General features: G+C 35.3%; 20 protein-coding genes and 1 tRNA gene. 9 read left to right on the plus strand and 12 right to left on the minus strand.

What is annotated here, in order from left to right; translation table 11 throughout:
• Positions 1-7 precede the first annotated feature (7 nt).
• Positions 8-772, minus strand: coding sequence for a sulfite exporter TauE/SafE family protein (locus BTM29_RS02210; protein WP_076613944.1), 765 nt, complete (start codon positions 770-772; stop codon positions 8-10).
• 15 nt (positions 773-787) lie between these two features.
• A complete protein-coding gene (locus tag BTM29_RS02215) occupies positions 788-1,345 on the minus strand; it encodes a TetR/AcrR family transcriptional regulator (RefSeq protein ID WP_076613945.1) in 558 nt (185 codons plus the stop codon).
• A 119-nt stretch (positions 1,346-1,464) separates the two neighbouring features.
• Here BTM29_RS02215 and BTM29_RS02220 point away from each other — a divergent pair, with 119 nt between their 5' ends.
• Complete coding sequence (locus BTM29_RS02220) at positions 1,465-2,493, plus strand: SDR family oxidoreductase (protein WP_076613946.1); 1,029 nt, start codon at positions 1,465-1,467, stop codon at positions 2,491-2,493.
• A 90-nt stretch (positions 2,494-2,583) separates the two neighbouring features.
• Here the strand turns inward: BTM29_RS02220 and BTM29_RS02225 are convergent, their stop codons facing one another.
• The gene (locus BTM29_RS02225; protein ID WP_076613947.1) at positions 2,584-2,925 is read right to left on the minus strand and encodes a winged helix-turn-helix transcriptional regulator; all 342 of its coding nucleotides are present in this window, start codon (positions 2,923-2,925) and stop codon (positions 2,584-2,586) included.
• Positions 2,926-3,025: 100 nt separating this feature from the next.
• Between BTM29_RS02225 and BTM29_RS02230 the strand changes: the two genes are divergently transcribed.
• A complete protein-coding gene (locus BTM29_RS02230; protein WP_076613948.1) occupies positions 3,026-3,604 on the plus strand; it encodes an NAD(P)H-dependent oxidoreductase in 579 nt (192 codons plus the stop codon).
• Here the strand turns inward: BTM29_RS02230 and rlmH are convergent, their stop codons facing one another.
• The 7 genes from rlmH to yycF form a co-directional block, all read right to left on the minus strand.
• Positions 3,605-4,084, minus strand: a complete 480-nt coding sequence (rlmH, locus tag BTM29_RS02235) for a 23S rRNA (pseudouridine(1915)-N(3))-methyltransferase RlmH (protein ID WP_076613949.1) — start codon at positions 4,082-4,084, stop codon at positions 3,605-3,607. It lies immediately after the preceding gene.
• Between the two features lie 354 nt (positions 4,085-4,438).
• Positions 4,439-5,821, minus strand: coding sequence for a S1C family serine protease (locus BTM29_RS02240; protein WP_083685899.1), 1,383 nt, complete (start codon positions 5,819-5,821; stop codon positions 4,439-4,441).
• Between the two features lie 115 nt (positions 5,822-5,936).
• Positions 5,937-6,740 (minus strand): MBL fold metallo-hydrolase, encoded by an 804-nt coding sequence (locus BTM29_RS02245; RefSeq protein WP_083686012.1) that lies wholly within the window; start codon positions 6,738-6,740, stop codon positions 5,937-5,939.
• On the minus strand, positions 6,730-7,554 hold the full coding sequence (locus tag BTM29_RS02250; protein WP_076613951.1) for a two-component system regulatory protein YycI: 825 nt from the start codon (positions 7,552-7,554) through the stop codon (positions 6,730-6,732). Before BTM29_RS02250 ends, BTM29_RS02245 begins: the two co-directional genes overlap by 11 nt.
• A gap of 2 nt (positions 7,555-7,556) precedes the next feature.
• On the minus strand, positions 7,557-8,870 hold the full coding sequence (locus BTM29_RS02255; RefSeq protein ID WP_076613952.1) for a YycH family regulatory protein: 1,314 nt from the start codon (positions 8,868-8,870) through the stop codon (positions 7,557-7,559).
• Positions 8,860-10,764: a cell wall metabolism sensor histidine kinase WalK gene (gene walK, locus BTM29_RS02260; protein WP_076613953.1), complete on the minus strand. Its 1,905-nt coding sequence runs from the start codon at positions 10,762-10,764 to the stop codon at positions 8,860-8,862. Before walK ends, BTM29_RS02255 begins: the two co-directional genes overlap by 11 nt.
• Positions 10,765-10,859: 95 nt before the next feature.
• A complete protein-coding gene (gene yycF / locus BTM29_RS02265; protein WP_076613954.1) occupies positions 10,860-11,564 on the minus strand; it encodes a response regulator YycF in 705 nt (234 codons plus the stop codon).
• Between the two features lie 260 nt (positions 11,565-11,824).
• On the opposite strand from yycF, the gene BTM29_RS02270 reads away from it, so the two are divergent.
• The 7 genes from BTM29_RS02270 (at position 11,825) to BTM29_RS02300 (ending at position 22,748) form a co-directional block, all read left to right on the plus strand.
• A tRNA-Lys gene (locus BTM29_RS02270) sits at positions 11,825-11,897 on the plus strand.
• A gap of 705 nt (positions 11,898-12,602) precedes the next feature.
• The gene (locus BTM29_RS02275) at positions 12,603-13,553 is read left to right on the plus strand and encodes a hypothetical protein (RefSeq protein ID WP_076613955.1); all 951 of its coding nucleotides are present in this window, start codon (positions 12,603-12,605) and stop codon (positions 13,551-13,553) included.
• Positions 13,554-13,648: 95 nt separating this feature from the next.
• The gene (locus BTM29_RS02280) at positions 13,649-15,415 is read left to right on the plus strand and encodes a glycerophosphoryl diester phosphodiesterase membrane domain-containing protein (RefSeq protein WP_076613956.1); all 1,767 of its coding nucleotides are present in this window, start codon (positions 13,649-13,651) and stop codon (positions 15,413-15,415) included.
• Positions 15,416-15,517: 102 nt separating this feature from the next.
• Complete coding sequence (locus tag BTM29_RS02285; protein ID WP_076613957.1) at positions 15,518-16,438, plus strand: aldo/keto reductase; 921 nt, start codon at positions 15,518-15,520, stop codon at positions 16,436-16,438.
• A 197-nt stretch (positions 16,439-16,635) separates the two neighbouring features.
• Positions 16,636-19,029, plus strand: a complete 2,394-nt coding sequence (locus tag BTM29_RS02290) for an LPXTG cell wall anchor domain-containing protein (RefSeq protein WP_076613958.1) — start codon at positions 16,636-16,638, stop codon at positions 19,027-19,029.
• Positions 19,030-19,194: 165 nt separating this feature from the next.
• Positions 19,195-20,391, plus strand: a complete 1,197-nt coding sequence (locus BTM29_RS02295; RefSeq protein ID WP_076613959.1) for an ATP-binding protein — start codon at positions 19,195-19,197, stop codon at positions 20,389-20,391.
• Between the two features lie 287 nt (positions 20,392-20,678).
• Positions 20,679-22,748: a HelD family protein gene (locus BTM29_RS02300; protein WP_076613960.1), complete on the plus strand. Its 2,070-nt coding sequence runs from the start codon at positions 20,679-20,681 to the stop codon at positions 22,746-22,748.
• On the opposite strand, the gene BTM29_RS02305 is transcribed toward BTM29_RS02300, so the two are convergent.
• Complete coding sequence (locus BTM29_RS02305; RefSeq protein WP_076613961.1) at positions 22,738-23,475, minus strand: YibE/F family protein; 738 nt, start codon at positions 23,473-23,475, stop codon at positions 22,738-22,740. The two genes, BTM29_RS02300 and BTM29_RS02305, sit on opposite strands and share 11 nt — an antisense overlap.
• Positions 23,475-24,551, minus strand: coding sequence for a YibE/F family protein (locus tag BTM29_RS02310; RefSeq protein WP_076613962.1), 1,077 nt, complete (start codon positions 24,549-24,551; stop codon positions 23,475-23,477). The genes BTM29_RS02305 and BTM29_RS02310 overlap by 1 nt, the downstream gene beginning before the upstream one ends.
• Positions 24,552-24,699: the final 148 nt, after the last annotated feature.

Below are 24,699 nucleotides of genomic sequence, written 5' to 3' on the forward strand. Positions count from 1 at the left end.
GCATGTTCTAAAATGCAATAGTGAATCTTTCTAGCTTTAACAAAATACTCATCAACGAAGATACAAAATAATAAATACCACTTAATCCAATAAAAATATAAATACACTTACTTACTAACTCTAAGTTCATATGGTCAAGTAATTTGCCGGCAACAAAAGTTCCAACTCCGGCACCCACTATTCCTATTAAAATAATCGGTAATTCATTCAAAGTTATGATTCCATTAAAAATCCTAAATGAAGACGTAAATAACATATCAAACACAAAAAAAGACTGAACGGTCGCCATATATTCTTCTTTGGAATCCGACAATGACAAGAAATATAACGCCATTAACGGTCCACCGATACCAAACAGGCCACTGAAAAATCCTGATATCAATACAAATATGACCGCTACCCAAAGTGGGAACTTCTTTTGTGCTGAAGTATGTGTAAACAAAAAATACAATGATAATGCTATCAACAAGCATCCCAACAACACTCTAGATATTTGAACATTCATCATCCCACCTAGATGAATCGATGACGATGCTACGACTGCATATAAAATAAACGGCCAGACTATTCTCTTTAACTTGATATAGTGACGATAATGATACGCCATCATAACAACTGAAATAACAGGTATCATCCCAGCAACACCAGCTGCTTTGGCCATGGGCAAAATACTTGGTAAAAATACCATCAAAACTATTGCTGGACCAAATCCTGTCAGTCCTTGAACTAATCCAGCCAAAATACCGGGGATAATTACTAAATACCAAGGCATGTAAATATTCCTCCTCTAATTTACTAACGAACTCATAGTCGAATTTTGAAATTTTGCAATCAGGTCATGCATTGAACTTAGGGATTCAACTTCCCCATTAATCAACCAAACTCGCCAGATAGAGTAAACTCCAGCACTCATGAAACTAACCCAGTACTTATGCTGAGTCGCAGTTATTTCAACAGGCAACTTTAGTCCTTCGTAAAACTCTAACATATTATCGTCAAATATATTCTGAATAATATACTCAAATCCCCTATCAATCGACAATTTAAGAACATCAGCATATCTAACGAAAAATTCGCCAACTTTACTTAGCTTATCCTCTTTTGAAGACTTTTCTTTTACTTCATCAAATTGCGCTGTTATCAGTGGTTCAAAATAACTAATCAATAGATCATCTAAGGTATCAAAGTTTCTATAAAACGCCATTCGACTGACTCCAGCTTTTTTTACTACTTGGCTGACAGTTATTTGATTCAAGTCATTATGTTTCAACAGTTGCAACAATGCCGTAACTAGATATTCTTTGGAATCCTGCTTAATTAATTGTGCATGCTTGGTAGCTGCCATTACAATTTCTCCATTCTGTCACAGATGCCTTCAATTTCCTTGAAAACACATTACTGTCATTGTAATATTCATCTACAGACGTTACAAGTGTAACGACAATAAAAAAAGAGGAATTTAAAATGACAAACAAATTAGTAGTAGTAACCGGTGGAAGTGGCTTTATCGCATCACACATTATTATCCAATTATTGCAACAAGGATACTCAGTGCGCACAACAATTCGTTCTCCCAAGAAAATCGACCTAATCAAAACATTGTTAACTAATGGAGGAATTACTGACTTTACAAACTTATCATTCATGGAAGCTGATCTGACAAGTGATGATAATTGGAAAGCAGTCATGGCTGGTGCAACTTATGTAATCCACCCCGCTTCTCCCACACCAACTTTGAATTTTAAAAATGAAGATGAGATGATTCGCCCCGCTGTAGATGGTGTCTTAAGAGTCTTACGTTCAGCCAAAAATGCTGGCGTAAAACGAGTGGTTTTAACTTCAGCATATGGTGCGATCTTTGCTGGCCACAAGAATCGTACTACACCGTATACCGAAAAAGATTGGTCAGATTTATCTTCCAAAAAAATTCATCCTTACCAAAAATCAAAGACAATGTCGGAACGTGCAGCTTGGGATTTCATCAAGAATCAAGATTCCTTAGAACTAGCTACTGTTAATCCAGTTGCTGTAATGGGCCCAGTATTGGCATCGGATTATTCCCATTCAAACATCCAGATCCAAGAATTACTCGAGGGTAAAATCAAAGCTGTACCCAATGTTGATTCTGGTTATGTAGATGTCAGGGATGTGGCCAGTTTACATTTGAAGGCCATGGTTTCACCAAAAGCTAAGAATCAAAGATTCCTAGCAACTACCGGAGAAACACTGTCTATGCTTGATGTCGCTAACATTTTACGAGAAGAATTCCCTAAATATGCCAATAAATTACCCAAGAAAACCATTCCCAATATAGCCGTCAAGACTGCTGCAATGGGTAACCAACAATTGAAAATGATTGCTTCATTAGTTGGTGAATATGCAGAAACAAGCAATAAAAAAGCTGACACAATATTAGACTGGCATCCACGTAGTTCACGCGTTGCCATTATTGCGACAGCTCAATCAATGATCGATTTAGGAATTGTAAAATAGATATTTCATTTGGCATTATATTTTCCAATTGTTTCACATGGAACATATGGTATGGTAAATAATTTGTACACTATATATGGTATTCAATCACTATTTTTCCATCTCATCGACACCCCAATTACAGATTGCATCCATAACTGGAACCAATGACTGACCACGGGTAGATAAACTATATTCAACTTTGGGTGGAACTTGTGGATATTCTTTTCGAATAATCAACTTGTCACATTCTAATTCTTTCAAAGAGTTGGTCAAAGTCTTGAAGGAAATACTTCCAACTGCTCTTTTTAGAGCATTATATCTAATTGGTTTCTTATTCATCGACAAAGCATACAAAATGACGATTTTATATTTTCCACCAATCAAATTCAGTGTATAGGCAAAGCCAGTATCTGATAATTTAATATCTTTAATATTCGAAATATCTTCCATTACACTCTCCTTTGGGTTAGTACCGCACTTTAATTACCGTACTTGTTTACTGGATAAGCATAACATATACTTCAATTATCAACTAAAAGGAGACATAACTTTGAAAACAATAATCTATTCACACCTATACGATGGCAGTTTCAACCATGCCATTTTAGATAGACTAACAAAAACATTCGACAATCAAAAAGCTGACTATCAAATAATTAATCTATATAAAGATGGATTCAATCCAGTACTATCTTCTGAAGAGCTTCGTAACTATAGCAAAGGTGAAAGCTTCGATCCACTCGTTAAAAAGTATCAAAAAATGATCAGTGATTCTGATGAATTAATCTTTATTTTCCCAATTTGGTGGCATAATCTACCTGCAATACTAAAAGGGTTCATAGATAAAACCATGGTCAAGGGATTCGCATACAATGAAGACAACGGTTGGACTGGACTATTAACCTATATTAAGAAGACCACCGTAATCACAACTTCTACAATAACCAAAGAGTATCTAAAAACTGAATCTGGCGATCCAATCCAAGGTGTATTCATCAACCGAACTCTTGCCGATATTGGACTCAAACCTGAAAATACAAATTGGATTCACTTTGGCGAGGTAAATATCACCAGTGACGAAGTTAGAACTAAGTTTCTAAAGGATTTACCAGATATTTACAAAAATTAATTACTTATGATAAGTTCTATGATTGATGATCATAAATGATCGATAGATCTGTTCAGTCATAACAAGTCTCATCAACTGATGTGGCAAAGTGAATTTTCCAAAGCAGATACTATAATCAGCCCGCTTAGTGACTTGTGGACTAACGCCTAGAGAACCACCAATGACAAAGGTAATATCACTAGTCCCATATGTGGATAAGTCATCGACTTTCTTAGCTAATTCTTCAGAGGTCAACTCTTTACCACGCAGATCCAACAAAATAACATATTCCTTGTCTTTGATTTTAGACAGTATTCTTTCACCCTCGACTTCTTTAACGTGCACATCTTCTGCGGCACTTAAGTTTTCGGGGGCTTTTTCATCCGGGCATTCAACAATTTCAAACTTACAAAAGGCTCCCAATCGCTTAGAATATTCCGCAATTCCAGACTTTAGATACTTTTCCTTTAATTTACCGACTGTTACTAGTTTTATGTTCATAACTACTCTCCTATGAAACTTTTTAATTAATTACGAATTTTATTTATATTCAACTTATACACAAAAATAAAAAGTTTGTATTAATATGTGGAACATATCAAAAGTCTATTATACCAGTGATTACATGATACTTCTATACAATCAAATTAGTCTTATCAACAGGGTTATTACCAACTGTGGATAACTTTTCGACAGTAGTTTAACTAAATTTTGTCCACTTATCCACAAGTTATCCACATCTGTGGATAAACGTATTTTATTCACGCGATAAAAACACGAAATATATATACACTTTGTCCAATAAAAGTTCAAAAAAAAGCGTGAAACCAGTATTTCGTGGTTTCACGTTTCATTTTACGAAGAAGTTTTTTTAGTTAAATGAACCTTTGTGGTTTTGAGCTTACCGTTATGATAATACGAAACGCTAACTGTGTCACCGACTGAATGCGAATACAAAGCGCTATGTAGGTCAGCAACCGAACTTACAGTTTTGTTTCCCAATTTAACAATAACATCATTCTTTTCTAACCCAGCACTCTTAGCAACTGAGCCTGATGTAGTACTGTAAATTACAACACCTTTAGTGATCTTACTTGGCAATTTCAAACTAGACTGTGAATCATCAGTGATTTGATCAAGATCAACTACTTTGATTCCAAGTGAAGGACGTTCAACCTTACCATTTTGAACTAATTGATTGATAATCTTAACGACTTCATTACTTGGTATGGCGAATCCGATCCCCTCAACTGAGGTTCCGTCAGTATTTGATGCCAACTTCATTGAATTGATACCGACTATTTGGCCTGCCTCATTAACTAGCGGACCACCAGAATTACCAGGGTTAATCGCTGCATCGGTCTGAAGTACTGTAGCCTCACCAGTAACTTGTCCTGTGTTTTGATCTTGTGTTTCAACTGTTCTATTAGTGGCTGAGATGATACCTTGTGTCACTGTTGTCGCATATTGGCTTCCAAGTGGTGATCCAATGGCAATTACAGGATCCCCTGGTGAAACGTTATCAGAGTTACCAAATGATGCTGTGGCAGGAACTTTATTACCATCTATTTCTAGCACTGCCAAGTCAGTTGTAGAATCACTACCAACTAATTTAGCTGAGAACTTTGTACCATCTTCAAGAATTACTTCAAGAGAATCCGAGCCTTCGACAACGTGGTTATTAGTTACGATATATCCCTTACCGTTTTGTTTGGAATAAATCACACCAGATCCTTCGCTATATTCTTGCAGATCAGTTGAATTAGTCGACGATGAAGAACTATCTGATGAATCACTATTAGATGAGTCACTGTTAGACGAATCACTGTTACTATCTGAGCTATCCGATGATGAACTACTATCACTATCACCAAACAGATCTCCAAAAATTGAAGAAAGGCTCCCATCACTAGAAGACTGTTCTTTTTGCTTTTGTAAGTTAATAACAGAAACAACTGCGCCATTTACCTTCTTGTATGCTCCAGTCATCGTAGTAGCGGTATTGGCCTTGCTATTACTTACTTGAGTAGTCCCAGCTGCATTGTTTGAAGCACTACTCGACACTGAAGAGTTATTGCCGAAGTAATTAAATCCTGCAAATGCCACACCGACACCTAACATTGCTGAAATAAACGCAACTAAACTAATTTTCCACAAAGAATTACCCGATTTAGAATCTCGCTTGTTACCATTATTGCTCATTCTAGAATCGTTATTTTGGTTATTATCGTTATCCATTATATAATCACTTCCCCAATAGTCTTTATACCTTAATATAAGCTTAAATTTTGAACAAATTTTGAATTTTTTATATAAAAATAGAGACTTTTTACAGTCTCTATTATAGTAAATATTACAAAGTTATCAACGGATCCGCAACTTTGGGATCTGTATCCATAATCTTGAAGTCATGTCCAACTCCAAAGTCATGTTGTTCCAAGATATCAGTTACTGATGTTCTGGCAACAGTCTTAGTATTATTTTCAGGACTTAAATGACCAAGGTAGATCTCCTTAGTCTTATTACCGATCACATCCATCAAAGTTCTGGCACCATCATCATTGGACAAGTGACCCTTTTCACTCAGGATTCTTTGTTTCAAAGGCCATGGATACATCCCGTTACGTAACATTTCCACATCATGATTGCACTCCATCAAATATGCATCAGCATTTTCAATAGTCTTTTGCACCTTCTCAGATACATAACCAGTATCAGTCAAGATAACAAATGTCTTGCCATTATGATAGAACTTATAAAACTGTGGATCGGCCGCATCATGTGACACCGCAAAACTTTGAATATCCAAATCGTCTAAAGTCATGATCTTGTTGTGTTCAAAAATGTTCTTCTTTTCATCTGGTACTTTACCAATTTTGGATGCCATAGCGTCCCAAGTTTTTTGATTAGCATAAACATTCAGATCATATCGTCTAGCTAAAACTCCAACACCTTGAACATGATCAGAATGTTCATGGGTCACAAACAAAGAATCAATATCATTGATATCTTTGCCGATACTATCAAGAGATTCCTTGATCTTTTTACCAGACATACCTGCATCAACTAGAACATGATGTTTGGGTGTCTCAATATAAGTCACATTACCTGAACTGCTACTAACTAACACACTTACCCTTAAATCATCACTCACTATCGTCACTATCTCCCGTTGTCGTCTCAGTTGTCGTTGCCTTAATAATATTACCTGTAAAGGCGTTGACCTTTTTCAAAGTATCGACTTTGCTATCTTTATTTTGAATTGTCACAAACCAAACTGGAATATAAATCGTACTTCCCTTGGCCTCTGTTAACTTAGAATAAGCTAAGTTTGCATAGACGATCCGAGAGTTATTAGGAATTTCAGAATTCGTATAAAGGTTAGAAATAACATCCTTCTCACTCTTAGTAACTTCTTTTTCGTGAAGAATCATCAAATCGTCTACATAAGTCTGTGTATATCCAATGACTTTTTTATTATCGACCTCAAAGGTAACACGTCCTGTCTTATCGTACAACTCTCCAACATCATCAGTTTGTGCATAAACTATCTGTGAGGAGCTTGAAAGCTGTGGTGCGTACTTATATTTCGTACCATACAAGACATTTGATTCTTTCTTCAAAAAAGCATTCAATTTAGATTCTTTATTATTAGATGTAATAGAAATTGGTTCAGTCAATGAACTGTCCAACTTATGATCAGTCTCATCATATTGAAGTTCTTGATTCTTCAACTTATTAATGTGCTCTGCCAAATCATTATTCGGACGAGAACCCAAGTAATAAGCAGCACCAGACTTCGAATCTAGTTTTCCAAAGCTAATATCACGCTTACGCATCTCAGTAACAGTTGATGTCGTCGTGCTACCACTAGAGACAACCTGTTGGCTATTACGAAATGACAACAGTAAGAAAATATCCAGTGAACAGAAGACAATCAAAAATATTACTTCAATTCTTCTAAAATCCATTGTTATTCCTCCTCTGCAGTATCATTTGTCCAGTCAACATATGCTTTCCAGTGGCCGTTGATTTTAATGTAGTACGTTGGTGTTAAGTCGATTACATCCTCGTTGTCAGATTCACTTTCCCATTGATACCCAGCTTGAATATCTTGGATATCATTAGGTGAATAACCAGCTTTTTCCAATCCTTTTAATATTGAAGTCGTTGACTTCAAGGTAGTCGCAGATTGTTCAGATGGAACTGGAACTTCCAATATCTTATTCAAGAATGATTCTGTAGTTCCATTACGACTGAACTTGATTTTGATGGAGCCAAATTGACTCTTCTTAAAAATTGGGAATCCTTCGACATACTCCCGATACGTCAACTCTTTGTCATCCCAATCAGCGTCGTATAAACGCAAATTAGATACAGAGTTTTGTAAACTTATCGCCTTATTATAACCACGTTGGAAAAACGCTAAACGATCCTTTGGCACTGAAGTATCTGTATAATCATAAAAGCTCAGCTCGCCTTTAGTATGATCAGAAATGAGGCGCTTAGTTTCACCATAGTTATAAGTATAGATATCGTCGTCTTTTGAAGTTACTAGATCATTACTATCAGAATCAAACAATGAAGTCGTAAACTCACTATCCTTCTTCTCACTCATAACGTATGAATAAGTTCTTAGTTTCACGGGCTCTGTATAGAAGGTGAATACACCATGTTTCATTAGATTCAAACGTACCGCCAAGTTGATATTAGCCTTACGTGCTAACTTCAAAATGGGCTTCGATAGTGCGTCCTTTACTCTAGCACGATACACAGCATAGTTTTTATCATTGGCCAAATAAACGTACTTATCATTTTTATTATTGACTGTAAAAATTATTCTATTGAAGGAATAATCGCTCGAACGTCGTAACGTTGAGTTATCCAGTAAATATCCCAAAGTCTTCACAGAAATATTCGTTGGATAAACGAGTTGGACTGCATTAGATTGTTGGATCGTCTTTTGATATCTAGCTCCATCTTTAGAGAACAATTTCTTAGGCTCACCGATATTCCAATCTTTCATAACTTTTTGCATACTCATCGAAATATTTTCTTCACTATTATAAATAAGATGTTGACTGGTACCATTTTGCCAAATAACTTGTGTTGGACTCATTACTTGATCGATCGGTATCTTATTTTTATCCGATTCAGTTGTTGTAACATCGATATTTCTTCCACGCTGATAACGGGCAGTATTGGTCCAAATGAAAAAGGACAGGACAATACTTGTAACTACTGCTATGACTAGCAATACTTGTACTATTAATCGGCTAAATTTCATCCCATTCTCCTCCAGTCTCATTAGGGTCAAATGGTAAGGAAATATAAAATGTTGATCCCTTACCCTCGGCACTATTTACCCAAATTCTACCTTTGTGTTGTTCCACGATCTCTTTGGAAATAGATAATCCTAAACCAGTACCTCCTTGTTTTCTAGATCTGGCCTTATCAACACGATAGAATCGATCAAAGACTTTCTTGATATCCTTTCTAGGAATACCTAGTCCCTCATCAGAAATACTAATGATGATATGCTTATTGGTCTCAAGCAAGCGACACGTTATAACGCCTCCATCTGGAGAATACTTGATGGCATTATTCATAATATTATCAACCACTTGAGTCATCTTATCTGTATCGATCTCAACCCATAGGTCTTTATTAGTGAAAATACGCTTTATACGATAATTTTTAACGACTTTTTTATCGTCTTCTTTAGCATCGGCTTTTTCTTTTTTCAACATCATATCAAATCTATCAAGGATATATGAGAAGAATTCATTAAAGTTAACTAATTCCTCGTCTAACTTGGATCTACCTTGATCCATTCTAGAAAGACTCAATAGATCTTGAATCATACGGATCATACGATCTGTTTCTTCTGCAGTAACGTTCAAGAATTGTGGTGCTAGCTTTTGATCCTTCCAAGCTCCATTATTCAAAGCATCAATATAACTACTGATACTTGTCAAAGGTGTACGTAATTCATGTGAAACGTTAGAAACGAACTGGCGACGTTCACTATCGATCTTTTGTTGTTCAGTGACATCATGTAAAACACAGACCATACCACTGATAAACCCACTATTCCTCTGAATCAAAGAAAAATCAGCGTTCAATATCAATGAATTATCGCCATTAACATCGTAATCTTCAGCGTCTTCATTATTATCATTAGTCTCGATAACCATTGGATCGGGATTCTCTAATAATTGATCAAAACTTACTTTGTCACTAATACCAAGAACTTCTACCAGTGACTTTCCATCAGCTTCATCTTCATCTTTATTCAAGAATTCCTGAGCCATTTCATTGATTACCGTTATGTTACCCAAACGATTGGTAGCAATAACACCATCAGACATCTGGGTCAAAACACTATCCAGCCTTCGTCGCTCAGACTCTGAATTCTCAGTAGCCTCTTCAACTTTGACTGACAGGTCATTAACAGCCATGGCCAATTGTCCAAGTTCATCTGGTGAATAAACACGAACTTGTCCAGAATAGTCACCTTCAGCCATTCTCACAGCTTGTTGTTTCATTTCATCAATCGGTCGTGTGATTGCCCTAGAAATGAAAATGGCAATAATTGCTCCCAATAAACCGGCAACTAAAGACGCCGTAAGGAAAATAACAATAATATTGTTGATACCCTGATAGACTGACTCCATGCTGGCACGAACGTAGATAGCACCAACCACAGTACTATTATCAGTTGATGAAACTGGCGTGATCAATTCATATGAACTACCAGTCCCCTTATCATAATATATCTGGGTTATTTTCTTATCACTACTAATACTCTGTTTGATTTGGTCCTTCATCGTTTTGGTCCCAACGATAGTAGATTTATCAACATCCTTAGTTCCAACGATAATACCATTACGATCAACCACTTGAATATCAGTAATATTGGAGTCATTTCTAGCAAAGTCTTGGATAACGTTGCTGACGTTAGTTCTAGTTTTGTCATCATTATCAGTTAAATTCGTTGAAATTTGATTAAGGTCATATGCTGGAACGACGACTGAGTCTTCAAACTGACTAACATTTTGTTCTTCCAATTGACGTACGAAATAAGCCCCAATTATTTCAATTGTGACGATCAAAATTAAAATAAAAGATAATCCGATTTTGAAATTAATCGAATGTAAAAACACGAATCTATTTTTCAAAATATTTCCACCTATAAATTGCAATATATACACTACATTATACAGCTTTAGAGATAACAAAAAAACTGGCTCGTATTAAGAGTCAGTTTAAAGTGTTAGACTTCTGCATCAGGATCCCTGAGGTAGTAGCCCACACCACGTCTAGTCATAAGCCATTCCGGCTGACTAGGATTATTTTCAATTTTTTCACGAAGACGACGAACCGTGACATCCACAGTTCTTACGTCTCCAAAGTAGTCATAACCCCAAACTGTTTGAAGTAAGTGTTCACGTTTCATTACTTGACCAATGTGTTGAGCTAAGTAATACAATAATTCAAACTCACGGTGAGTTAATTCGATTTCTTTACCATTTTTAGTTACAGTATAAGCTTCGGGTAGAATAGTTAAATCACCAATCTTGATCTCACTATTCTTATTATCATCGTTATGTGCGTTTCTTTGAGATCTTAACCGAGCTTTTACACGAGCAACTAATTCACGATTAGAAAAGGGTTTAGTTACATAGTCATCAGCCCCAAGTTCCAAACCAATAACCTTATCAATTTCGGTATCTTTAGCGGTCAACATAATAATCGGTGTATCTTTTGTCTTTCTTACAGTTCTAGCCACTTCTAGACCGTCAATAACTGGTAGCATCAAATCGAGTAAAATAAGATCTGGATCATCTGCTTCTACTTTGTCCAATGCTTCCTGACCGTCAAAAGCTGTTATGACTTCATATCCTTCATTTTCCAAATTATACTTAACAATATCGGAAATAGGTTTTTCATCATCTACTACTAGAATTTTTTTTGCCATATTATCTCTCCTGACGTAACCATTATACTAGTTATATCCTATTAAAACAAAATAGACGTAAAATAAGCTTAAAAATGAAAATATAAAATATTCCCTGATTTTTTAAAAATCCCATCAAATAATCCCATTATTGAAGTGGAAATCTAGAAATAACCTACTTTTTATACTTTTTTAATAAACTTTTTAAAAAAGTACTTGCTTACTATTTTATTCGTATGGTATTATATATCTCGTTGATTGATTCAACACATCTAACAAATGGGTGGCTAGCTCAGCTGGCAGAGCAACGGACTCTTAATCCGTGGGTCCAGGGTTCGATCCCCTGGCCACCCATCATATAACACTTAGCTGATATTATTGAAGTTTAATACTTCGATATGTCAGTTTTTTTGTGTCTTGGACAATATAAATAATCAGTACTTTTATTACCTTAAGATTTAGATAAATAACTATTAATAGATATTCATCTATTAGATAATATTAACTGGTAGCAAGTTAAGGCGGTGGCTATTTCTGAAAGGCTGGTGGTGCTTATGGTGTAATTTGCCTAAGTGGTTCACATCAAAATGAAGGGGGTAGCCTACTACGGGTCTAGATATCGTTACGTCTTTGATCGTAAAATTCACAGGTATTATTCTAACAAGTTCTATTTTGCTAGAATCTATGATTTTACTAGTAAAAGCGTGGCGTGTATTTATCAAGACATTAAAAAAGTAGACCGCTGATAACTTTGGCGAGTTTATCGGTCTACTGTTTCAAAATATAATTAAGCCACCGTCTTAAACGGGCTATCTGGGGGATGTTCACGCATCCCTCTTTTTGATGCTTTGAATACAACCTAATTCTATCAACAGCTTATAAAACTGTCAACACATCAAGATATTATCATCACTTAAAACGAACATTACAATATATTTTAATAAATCTAAACAACAATATATATTCAAACGTTTTCTACGCCAATTCCAAGCGTTTAAATTAGACGAATTTAAACTACCTCTTATAAAATAAAATTAGATTATTCGAGGAGGATTCATCATGGAGCAACCGTCAGAGCCAGAATCACAGATTATTGGAATTTTGAATAACATGCACATTCTTTTTGATAGGGAACGAACTTTTTCCAATCTGATAAGCAAAACAGAAAACGTCTTATTACCTGTTGATTTCGCATTAAATATCAACGGATTTTTGGCAATAATTGAATATAATGGTTCACAACATTATAAAGCCAAAAATAATACCGACAGTGCACAAGATGCTTTGAGGAGACTAAGTGCCAATGGAACCGCCAGACTCAACTATTGTAGTAAAAATGATATCCCAATACTAATAATTCACTACAAGGATAAAGAAAAGATAATAAAAATAATCTCTTCTTTTATTGATGATGTTAAAAACAACATTCATGGCACCACTAAAGCCTATACCCAACACACTAAGGCCTATTTTAGGAATATTCCCTACCACACTTTTGAAGTAGATCCCACCGGACCGATAAAACCTATTCAAGTTCACGAAAACGATAATTTGGGATATTTGAGTCTAAGCAATGACGCCATTGTTTGGACAAAAAAAGAGCTCGACACCCTACTTTCCAGAACCAAATATTATGAACAAAAAGTTCAACAATACAAAACTGTCACCGCTGATCTGGTTTTAACGATTGATTCATTGCAACATGAACTGGTAGAAAAAGACGCACTACTGCAACATGTTGACTCTACTCAACAACCTGTAGAGACTATAGAAGCTGAAACAAAACCAAAAATACAACTAGATTTCACCGATAAATATTCGACTTCCTTAGAATTCAAAGGTGACTTTAGAAAAACTAACTCCCCCAGAAGTCAATTAACTGATGACGCTAAGATCTTTATCAAAGCTTTATCAAAACATCACGAAAAAGTATCAGAGATTCAAGATTATTTACAGAACAATTATCATGAAAACATATCACTGACTACATTGAAGAAATGTATTCTTTGATCCAGAAAATAATTCGTTAATTAATATTAATAATTACAAATTCATCCCTCTCTAGTATTATTATCAAAGTAATTAGAATTATCGGGGGATTGAATATGGGGAGTTTTCGACTTTTTAAAGAGCAAAATAGTAATTTTTGGCGATATTTCTGGAAATACAGTCAGGTTATTATTCTTGTTCAATTGATTATTAATTTTATCCTGGTACCAGCCTTAAGCGTTCTAACAAATTGGGTGCTTGCACTTGGCGGCATCAAGTATGTCTCATACACTAACTTACTAAGTATCCTCACCAAGCGACCCTTGGTATTTATAGGATTAATAGTGATTTTATTATTGATATTATTATTAGTATTCAGTCAATTTGCGCTAGTACTAATCAGTTTTCAGGCCATTAAATCTCAGGCAAACTTGCGTTGGAGAGATTATTTAAAGACTATTTTCAAAGAAATCACGAGTTTACCATTCAAGGCTTTTGGATTCTTTTTGTTATACTTTCTGATTATCACGCCTTTTGCCGGGATTGGCTTCTCATCTAATTTACTGAGCAAAGTAAAAGTTCCAGAATTCCTTTTAGATTGGCTCTTTACGGAACACTTACCATTTGGAATTGCACTAGTTATTATTTATCTAGCTATTTTCTACATTGGTGTTCGCTGGCTATTTGTCCTCCCACTAATGATTTTTGACAATCGAAGAATTAAAAACGCAATACATCAAAGTTGGAGTATGACTAGAAATAGAACCATCCATTATCTGGTCACTTTTCTTTATATTTTTATCGTTATAACGGTGTTCTCATATCTATTATTCGGGATCATCCTAGCTGGTCAATGGGGCTTTGATCACATATCTACCGTTAGTTTTCCAATTGCCATTGTTAATTTGACCTTAGTCCAATTCATCAATATTTTGATCAGCCTATATGCCACTTCAATGTCAGCACTCCTAATTCTTAGTGAAACAAAAACCCAATATGTTTATAATCCTCGCAAGAATCGTTCTCACAAATGGTTCTGGATGATTTTGGCAGTAGCCACCATATTCAGTTTTATGAGTTACGACACAATGTACTTTAAAGGATGGTTGATGGAACGTCCTGCTACTATTTCTCATCGTGGTGTTGACGATAAAAATGGTGTCCAGAATTCCATCGCAGCACTCAAACTCACTTCTAAATTAAAACCTTCCTATATTGAAATGGATATTCAAGAAACAAAAGATCACCAATATGTGGTTTATCACGACAACACTCTTAAAGCTCTGGCTGGAATAAATAAGCGCCCTAGTCAAATGACTCTGGCACAATTACAGTCAGTAGTGATCCATGAGAATGGTAAAAGCGCGCACATTGCTAGTTTTGACGACTATCTTGCTACGGCAACTAAACTTCACCAAAAACTACTCGTTGAATACAAACCGGTCCGAGGCAATAGTGATGAGTTTGTAGAGAATTTTGCCAAGAAATATGGCCACCAACTGAAAAAAAATGGTGATATGGTACATTCTTTGAAATACAGCTACATCGAACAAAGTAAAAAGGACATGCCAAATGTCCCTGCCGACTACATATTGTCATTCAATCTAACTGGGGTTCCTATAAGTGATGCTGATGGATTTACAATGGAATACACCACTTTGAATTCTAGTTTTGTTGATGGAGCACATGCGATAAATAAGAAAGTATACGCTTGGACAGTCAATGATACTTCGGCTATGAGTCAAATGATGTTTCTAGATGTCGATGGAATAATTACAGACAATTTGTCTGATTTAAAATCCAAAATAAGACGTAATTTTGATCAAGCTGGCTATTCCAAGCGTATTTATAACTATATTTTACAAATGCAAAATCCATTTTAGATATATAAAATCATATTTTGTGAAATCCCTTTCACTAATTAATTGACTAGCCTTCCAGTAACTACGATAATAGACTTGTTATTAACTGAAGGAGGAAACAGAATGAAACAACGTAATATTGGTGAAACAAGTTGGGAAACTTCTGCTGTTGGTTTGGGCATTATGCGTATGAACGCATTAACTTCTGATGAAGCAGCAAAATCAATCGACACTGCTTATAATAGTGGCATTAACTTCATTGATGCTGCTGATATTTATGGTGGCGGAGATTCCGAAAAAATCTTCGGTGAGGCTATGAAGAAGACTAGTGTTAAGCGTGACGACCTCTATATTCAATCCAAAGGTGGAATTGTCTCTGGTGTTCGTTATGACTTCTCCAAACAACATCTATTAGATGCTGTTGATGGATCTCTAGAACGTTTAGGCGTTGACTATTTGGATTCATTTTTACTTCACAGACCAGATCCATTAATGGAACCAGAAGAAGTTGCTGAAGCATTTGATGAATTACAAAAATCAGGAAAAGTTCGTCATTTTGGTGTTTCAAACTTCAACCCTCAACAATATTTGATGGTACAAGAAGCTGTCGACCAAAGACTACTAGTTAATCAATTACAATTCAGTATCATGCATACAGGAATGATTGATTTTGGAATGCATACAAATATGGCTGATACACGTTCTATCAACCATGATGGTGGTATTCTTGAATTCTCTAGACGTATGGGTGTTACCATTCAAGCATGGTCACCTTTCCAATATGGAATGTTCGAAGGTGTATTTATCAACAACGATAAATTCCCAGAATTGAACAAGAAATTACAAGATCTATCTGACAAGTATGGCGTATCCAAAAACGGTATCGCTACAGCTTGGATCTTGAGACATCCTGCAAATATGCAAGTTATTATCGGAACAATGAATCCCGAGCATATTGCTGATAGTGCAAAAGGTGCAGATATCGATCTAACCAAACAAGAATGGTATGATATTTACTTCGCTGCAGGTAACGATTTACCATAAAATATCAAAAATATATTGACTGAGAAATTATTCTCAGTCAATTTTTTTACTATTTTTTAAATTGGTATATATAATAACCGCTTATATATCAAGCATAAATTAATAATTGGGCTAATTTCTAGATACTAGTGTTGTAAGGAACTATAATTCATGGTGAATCAAATAAGGGCATTTATTTACTAAGGGAGATGTTAATCATGAGAATCAAAAGGACGTCCTTTTTGATCAGCATGGTTGCAATTCTAGTAGCTCTTCTAGCTTGGATAGTTCCTAATTCTGGAATTGTAAAAGCAGCTACTAACACAAATACCCAACCAGAAAGTAGTATTGATGTATCTGGTTTGGGGGCAAACGATGCAATCATTTATGATCCAAATGGCAATCCCATTTCAAGTAGTGATCCACTTTATACTTGGAATAATTACAATGTAACTTATAATTGGTCCATTGCTGATGGTGTACCTATAAAAGTCGGTGATACAGCAACTTTTGAGTTACCAAGTTCCATAGCACCAACAGCTGACTTGAACAATGTACCTATGTACAATGAAGACAATGTCCAAATTGGTACATTCTCTATCAAAGCTGGTTCTAAGACCGGTACTATTACATTCAACAATGTCTTATCTTCAACAACAATAGATAGAAGTGGACATTTGAATTTCCACGTTAATGGTACCAACACCGATAGCGATAATCCCGGCTATCTAGATTGGAATATTAACAAAGTTGGTTGGTTATATGATTACGATGAAAACGGCCTTCCCAAATATATTGTTTGGAATATAGCTTTTAACCCAAGAAGTGAAAACCTATCTAATGTCGTTATACATGATAATCTAGGACCTAATCAGAAATATGTTGAAGGATCTGCTTATGCACCCACTGGTGGATATAACAACACTGGTAACTTCATTCCTGACGGTGGTGTTCTAAGTCCAACTGTTACTCAAAATGGGAGTGATCTTCAATTCCACTTTGGTAATGTTTCATCAGCCGTTGACTTAACATTTAGAGTATTGATCAACGTCGATCCATCAATTGACAATGTTTGGCAAAACAATGCTTCTTTAACATCAGATCAATTGACTGGGGACGTAAGTAGCAACGTTCAATATGGTGGTTCTGGTTCCGGTACTGGTACTAACGCCTTAGGAAACGTTGTATTACAAAAGATCAACTCCTCCGGTCAAGGATTGGCTGGAGCTGTCTACGAACTAAAGAATAGTGAAGGAAATGTATTAATAAGTGAAGCTACTGTTGACGAGAATGGTCAATTAGCCATTCATGATATACCTGTCGGAAACTATACTTTAACAGAAGTTAAAGCTCCTGAAGGTTATGAATTGAATACCACACCTATTAGTTTTGCTATTTCTGGAGCAGCCAATAATCAAACAATTAACTTGAGTCAAGAAGATATTCCAGAAACTACTACCGTCCCTCCAGTCGAAGAACCGGATACTGGTAATGTAGTTCTCAACAAGAAATCTGCGGATCTAACACAGGTATTACCTGGCGCAGAGTTTGAATTATTGGATTCTAGTGGCAATGTTATTCAAAGTAACCTAGTTACTAATTCCGAAGGAAGAATCGTCGTCAATGGCTTAAAAGCTGGTGATTATTCCTTTAGAGAAACCAAAGCTCCTGAAGGATACGAGCTTTCAACTGAATTGATTCCATTCACCGTTACAAAAGATCAAACTGTCGAAGTTGAACAAGATGATAATCCTATTGAAACCGAAGAAGATTTTGGTGATGTAAAATTCCTCAAAACTGATTCCAACGGTACACCTTTGAAAGACGCCGTCTATGAGCTTAAAAACAGTGACGGTTCAGTGATCGGTAACGACTATACTACCGATTCTAATGGTCAAATACTCATTGATAATTTACCTGATGGACAATATACTTTGACAGAAGTTAAAGCTCCGGATGGCTATGAAATCAATAAAGAACCTATTGAATTCTCTGTTGAAAAAGGTAAAGTTGTAGAACTTAGTGCTAAAGATGAAAAGACACCTACTACTACTGAACCTTCTGAACCCGAAGAACCTTCCGAGCCAGAGGAACCAATAGAACCTGAAGAACCTAGCGAACCTGAGAAACCTGTTATTCCTGGTGAGCCTGAAGAACCCGGTGAACCTGAGAAACCTGTTATTCCTGGTGAACCTGAGAAACCTGTTATCCCTGGTGAACCTGAAGAACCTAGCGAACCTGAAAAGCCTGTTATCCCTGGTGAGCCTGAAGAACCTAGCGAACCTGAGAAACCCGTTATCCCTGGTGAACCCGAAGAACCCGGTGAACCTAGTGAACCTGTCATTCCTGGCGAACCCGAAGAACCAAATGAAAATAATGATAATGATCAAGAATCAAGTGGTGGGTCATCTACAGAGAATCCTTCCACAGGTTCTCCTGACAATGTAAATTCAGGACAATCTGGAAACTCTGAATCATCTGGAGAATATATGAACAGTGGTTCAAAGAAATTCCCTCAAACTGGTGATCAACAAAATGCTTTAATTACATTAATTGGATTTATTGTTTTAATTGGTATTGCTGGATTTGAGATCAATCATAAACATGTATAAAAAAAGGAGTTCACTTCAAGGTGAACTCTTTTTTGATGGTTATAGTTTTTAGCAAAATGCATCATACTGCATTCTAGTCTTACTTTGTCTTTAAAATGCAGTATGATGCATTTTCAACTTATTTTCCCTTCAAAATGCAGTATAATGCATTTAGGAGGTACAATTATGTTAATTCACAGACCGAATTATTTAAATCAATTAATTTCATTCAAAGATACTGATGTAATAGAAATAATAACTGGTGTTCGTCGTTCCGGAAAATCAGTACTGATGATGTTATACAGAGACTGGTTACTTCAACATAACGTACCCGAAGATCATATTATTTATATCAATTTTGAAGACTATAAGATGCAATTAATAAGAACTGAGAAACAATTACGTACCATTTTTGATGCAAAACTAAAAGAAAATGGGAAAATGTATATCTTACTTGATGAAATTCAAAATGTTGATGGATGGCAACGCCTAATTAACGGTATACGTGTTAGTTTCAACTGTGACATTGTTGTTACAGGATCTAATGCAAACATGTTATCAGGTGAACTAGCAACATTGTTAAGTGGAAGATATGTGGAGATTCCAATATTCCCACTCTCCTTTCCAGAATTTCTCGAAGCAAAGAATATACCCACAGATTCACGCAAAGTTGATTCTGCCTTTAATGAGTATACACGCTATGGTGGTTTCCCAGCAGTTGTACTCGCAAATGAGGCCGTTAAAGACCAGATTTTAAAAGGAATATATGACGCAGTGTTGTTAAACGATGTTTCAATGCGAGGTAATATTAGGGATCTAGTTGCACTTAGGTCACTCGTAGGATTTCTATCCGATAATACAGGACAATTGATTCAGCCTACAAAAATTGCTAATACGTTAAAATCGAATGGTTTAGATATCAGTCCACACACTATATCTAGATATTTAGGCTTATTAGAAAACGCGTTTTTATTTTACCGTGCTCAACAATATGACTTGCGTGGTAGACAATACTTAAAAACCTCTGGAAAATATTTTGTGGTTGATTCTGGGTTGAGACGTTTAGCTGTTGAAAGACGTGATGGCAACTACAGTAATCAACTTGAAAATATTGTCTACATTGAACTTCTAAGACGCGGCTTTAGAGTCTCAGTTGGCAAGCTAGACACTAAGGAAATCGACTTTATTGCTAGAAAAACTGACGAAACTATATACATTCAAGTAACTTACGAACTACCTAAAAACTCGCATGAAACCGACAATCTATTACAAATACCGGATAATTACAAAAAGATTGTCATCACACAACAACACTACGAATTTGATAATATTGATGGAATCCCAATTATAAATATAATCGATTGGCTTTTAAATGAACATTAACAAAAGTCAGAACATGACAAAACGCGTCCAGCTTTCGAGTATAGTACTAAAAAGTCCAACATTTACGAAAGTAAATGCTGGGCTTTTTTGAACTAAACGGAGGAAGTTTCGTTTTGTCATGCGTTTTCACCGCAAATTTGATTAGAAAAAGAGTTATTTAACAGTTCCATTTAAGTAATTATTTCTTTCCTCATATATATTATGAAGCTTTTTTTGAAGCAATACAAGACTGTTATTTACACATCAAACGGACTAATATTAGGTACCTAATATTAGGAGGTATCATAATGGAAGATATTTTCAAAACTGAACAATCTCACTTAAGCTATGTTTACAAAACACTGCAAGACACCTTACAAAGTATCAACGAATCATTGGATACAAATGCCGACACCGCTAAAAGCTTTAAGAAAAAATCCGGCCAAGAAACTGCTCTTAACTTTGACAGTTATGCCGATAATCTAGATACCTTTGCAGCAATCGAAACTATGAATAAACAAATAGATTACTTCAATAATAAGCAAACACAACTGCAAAATATCAAATCAAACATAACACGTCTATTACCGGCACCATACTTTGCTAAAATGGATCTAAAATACCCCGATGAAGAAGAAATATCTTCCTTTTACATTGGTTCAGCTGGATTCTCTAAAACAACTGAAAATCCAATGATACTAGACTGGCGCTCTCCCATTGCTGACTTATATTACAACAACAAAATGGGATCGACTACCTATAACGCTAACAATAGAGCCATAAATGTAACGGTTAAAACACGCCGACAATTCTTGCTCCATGACGATGTATTACAAAATATATTCGACAGTAATCTGGCGATAAAAGATCCACTACTTCTAGAGACACTTCAAAAAAGTAAGAATAACGAAATGAACTCTATTACTGCAACGATTCAAAAAGAACAAAATACCATTATTCGAGATACTACCAGTCAGGCTCTACTAGTTAATGGTATCGCCGGAAGCGGTAAGACTTCTGTAGTTTTACAGAGAATAGCTTATTTACTGTATCATTATCGAAATCAAATAATATCCAATAATGTATTACTACTGACACCCAACTCTTTATTTACTAGCTATATCAACAAGGTCTTACCCAGTTTGGGTGAGGAAGCGCCGTTACAAATGACGTTTGAGCAAATGCTTGAGCCTTATATAGATGAAAAAATCGAATTCGAAGATAATTCCAGTCATCTATCATATATTTCAAATAACTTGAGTAATCTAAATATACCCGAAAAGTCATTCAGAAATATCAAATTGAATGGCTTAAGTATTTTTAACAAAAGTACTATCAAAAAAATATTTGATCAGACGTCAAAATCCATTACGATTGATAAAAGAATCGATGCCACGACAACTGTCATGATAGGCATCATAGAAGAAAATATCGAGTCCAATTCACGAGATGGTAAATTCCAATCTCAATTATCTGAACTAACTGACCTGCAACAAGAAAGAATTTTTGGCCACAACATAACGCCAAATTCAGATAAGACCACTCAATTAGCAACTAAAAAAATGTTGTTTTATCGTAACCGAAAACTAATCAGTTTAATTAAACATAAGAAGTATTTAAATATCAAAAGTATCATCCAATTAATTTTAAATACTGATAGTTTAAATCATTTGGACTATGCATATACCAAATTACGACTACTTAATTTGACTAAAAAAGACTTAAAATTCGTCATGATAGATGAAATTCAAGATTATTCACTCGATCAAATAATCTTCATGATTGCTGCCTTTCCTAACGTGAAATGGACTCTTGTTGGGGATGAATTCCAATCTATCAGAGAATCAAACACGCCACTTAAATTTGATGATTTGAAAGAATTATTTGCACAAAATAATATTAAGACAACACAAAAAGATCTCTATACTAGTTATCGATCCAGTGGTGAAATAACCAAGGCTTTTGTTGCACATGGCTCCACAGAACTAATTAACCGTATAAAGATTATTCAAACTGGTGGTATTAAACCACAATTCCTTGTTAATAGTGGTATCAATGAACTAATGGAACATCTTAAGGCCCAGATGACATCCCTAAATAAAGACACCTTGTCAGCTGTCATTACTAGCGATAGCGATCTAGCAACGACTATTGGTCAAAAATTCAATATTCCCATTATTTCAAATAGCGATAGATTACCTCAAAAAGGTATTGTCGTCTTACCACTAATCCTGGCTAAAGGATTAGAATTTGACGACGTTATTATCGCTGATGCTGGGTCGACATATTACTTGGATAAAGACCTGGGTGAGAATAGACTTTACACTGCCTTTTCTCGAGCTTCTAGGAGTTTAGTGGTTAATGAAACTATTTTTTAACTTCCCGATAAACCAAATAAGAAGTAATCGGCACAGTCATAATAACACCAATTGCACAGATCAACATAGTGAGAACCTCTGCTACAACCAACTTATCATTGATAATATCAAAGACATTATCATGTAATGAGTGAATCAAAAAGAACAACGGAAAAGTGCTAGCAAAGAAATTAAATAATAAGGTGTTAGTCTGTGTGTTTAAAATACGATTACCGACTGAAAATCCATCACTGAATACTTCTGATGGTGTAAGAGTTGGCTTGCTCTCAACAATTTCATTCAATCCACTAGTGATTGCGACACTTGTTTCAGAAATAACACCTAGACTATTAACAATAATAATTGCGACTGCCAATTGAGGGAACGAAACTCCTGCCGCTAGTGAAAATCCTTCTAATTCTTCTTGATCTTCCACACCCATACCATGGGCACTTGCCCAATATTCCAGTGGAATAGTAAGCAAGATAATAACTATTGTAATCAATATTGAAGTTTTAAAGGCGATATTAGCTGTACTAGGGTTTTCGACATTCATAAAAATGGCAACAACCAAAATGATTATCGAAACGATCGATGTAGTTATTAACACATTGAATCCATCTGCTATAAGTATCAATAATCCAATAATAGAAACAATATTAATAACTAAACCGAACAACAAAGAAAATCCACGTCCACCAGCCACTAATAACAGTAATATTACAAAGGCTCCAAACAAATACAGCATTAAACTGGCCTCCTAGAAATCATTTTACTAGCAATAAAACTAGTTATTGGCACTGTTAGAACGATACCAATTGCACTGATCAATAATTGTGCAAATCCTAGACTCAATGTCATTTCAAAGGTGTACCCAATTGAATTACCATTGCTTAGATACAATAAGACAACGTTCAAATGTTCCGCTATAACGATAAAAAGTAAGATGTTGATCAGTGGCCCTATCAGTTCTCTACCAATATTGATTCCTGACTTAAACAATTTCTTTTCAGTCACATCACTAACTTCTTTTTTCATCTCTATTAATGAAGATGAAATATCCATCGTTTCATCCAAGATGACGCCTAGAACACTGAGGATAACCTGCGATATAAAGACACTAAAATATGGCTGCAAACCAAAATCAGTCAACTCCAAATGGATGCTGCTATATCCAGACAATTTCATTAAGAAAATGCTCAATACTATAGATACAGTCGTCGCTATAACGGTACTGGAATATGCCATCAAAGCATCCATTGTAGGACCTAGGATGACGATCAACGCAATAGCTGATATCAACAGTGCCATTATGATTGTTAACAATAGTAATGCACTGTTTCGCGTATTAATTAATAGTTTTATAAATCCATAATAAACTACTAAATTTAACAAAACGCTGGTAAACAATTTACCACGGCTGAACTCCATACAAAATAATAATATAACGACTAAACTTATCGCAAACACCACGACTGTATCACGCTTAACATCATTCAAAGAATAATGTCCACCCGCCTTAGTCAATAGGACCTGTTGGCCCTTTCTGAATTGTTGATCGGTCAATTGTGATTGATAATAGGTATTTTTCAAAGATATTTTATTACCACGTTTGGATGTATTCAAAAAACGACCATTTACCCTTTGTGTTACCTGCGTATCAGTATTCTTATACTCATCAGTATTTTTTTCTTTATTCAAAATCTTTACTGATTCCACTTTTATAACTGGTTGCGAATATAAAAAGGAATCAAAATGTGTAAATATCGTTGCGACCGACATCAATGCAACAACAATTATAATTTTTAGATATTTTTTACTCATATTTCCACCACTCAAAACATTATTATTTACTTAACATTACTTAGTAATTATACTATTTTAAAAATTATATTATCACTTATTTGTAAAATGAGTATAACCCCTGTATATCAAGGAGTACAACGAAAGACATACTTGAATTATTATAATC

This window comes from Companilactobacillus allii (genome assembly GCF_001971585.1).
Classification (GTDB): Bacteria; Bacillota; Bacilli; order Lactobacillales; family Lactobacillaceae; genus Companilactobacillus; species Companilactobacillus allii.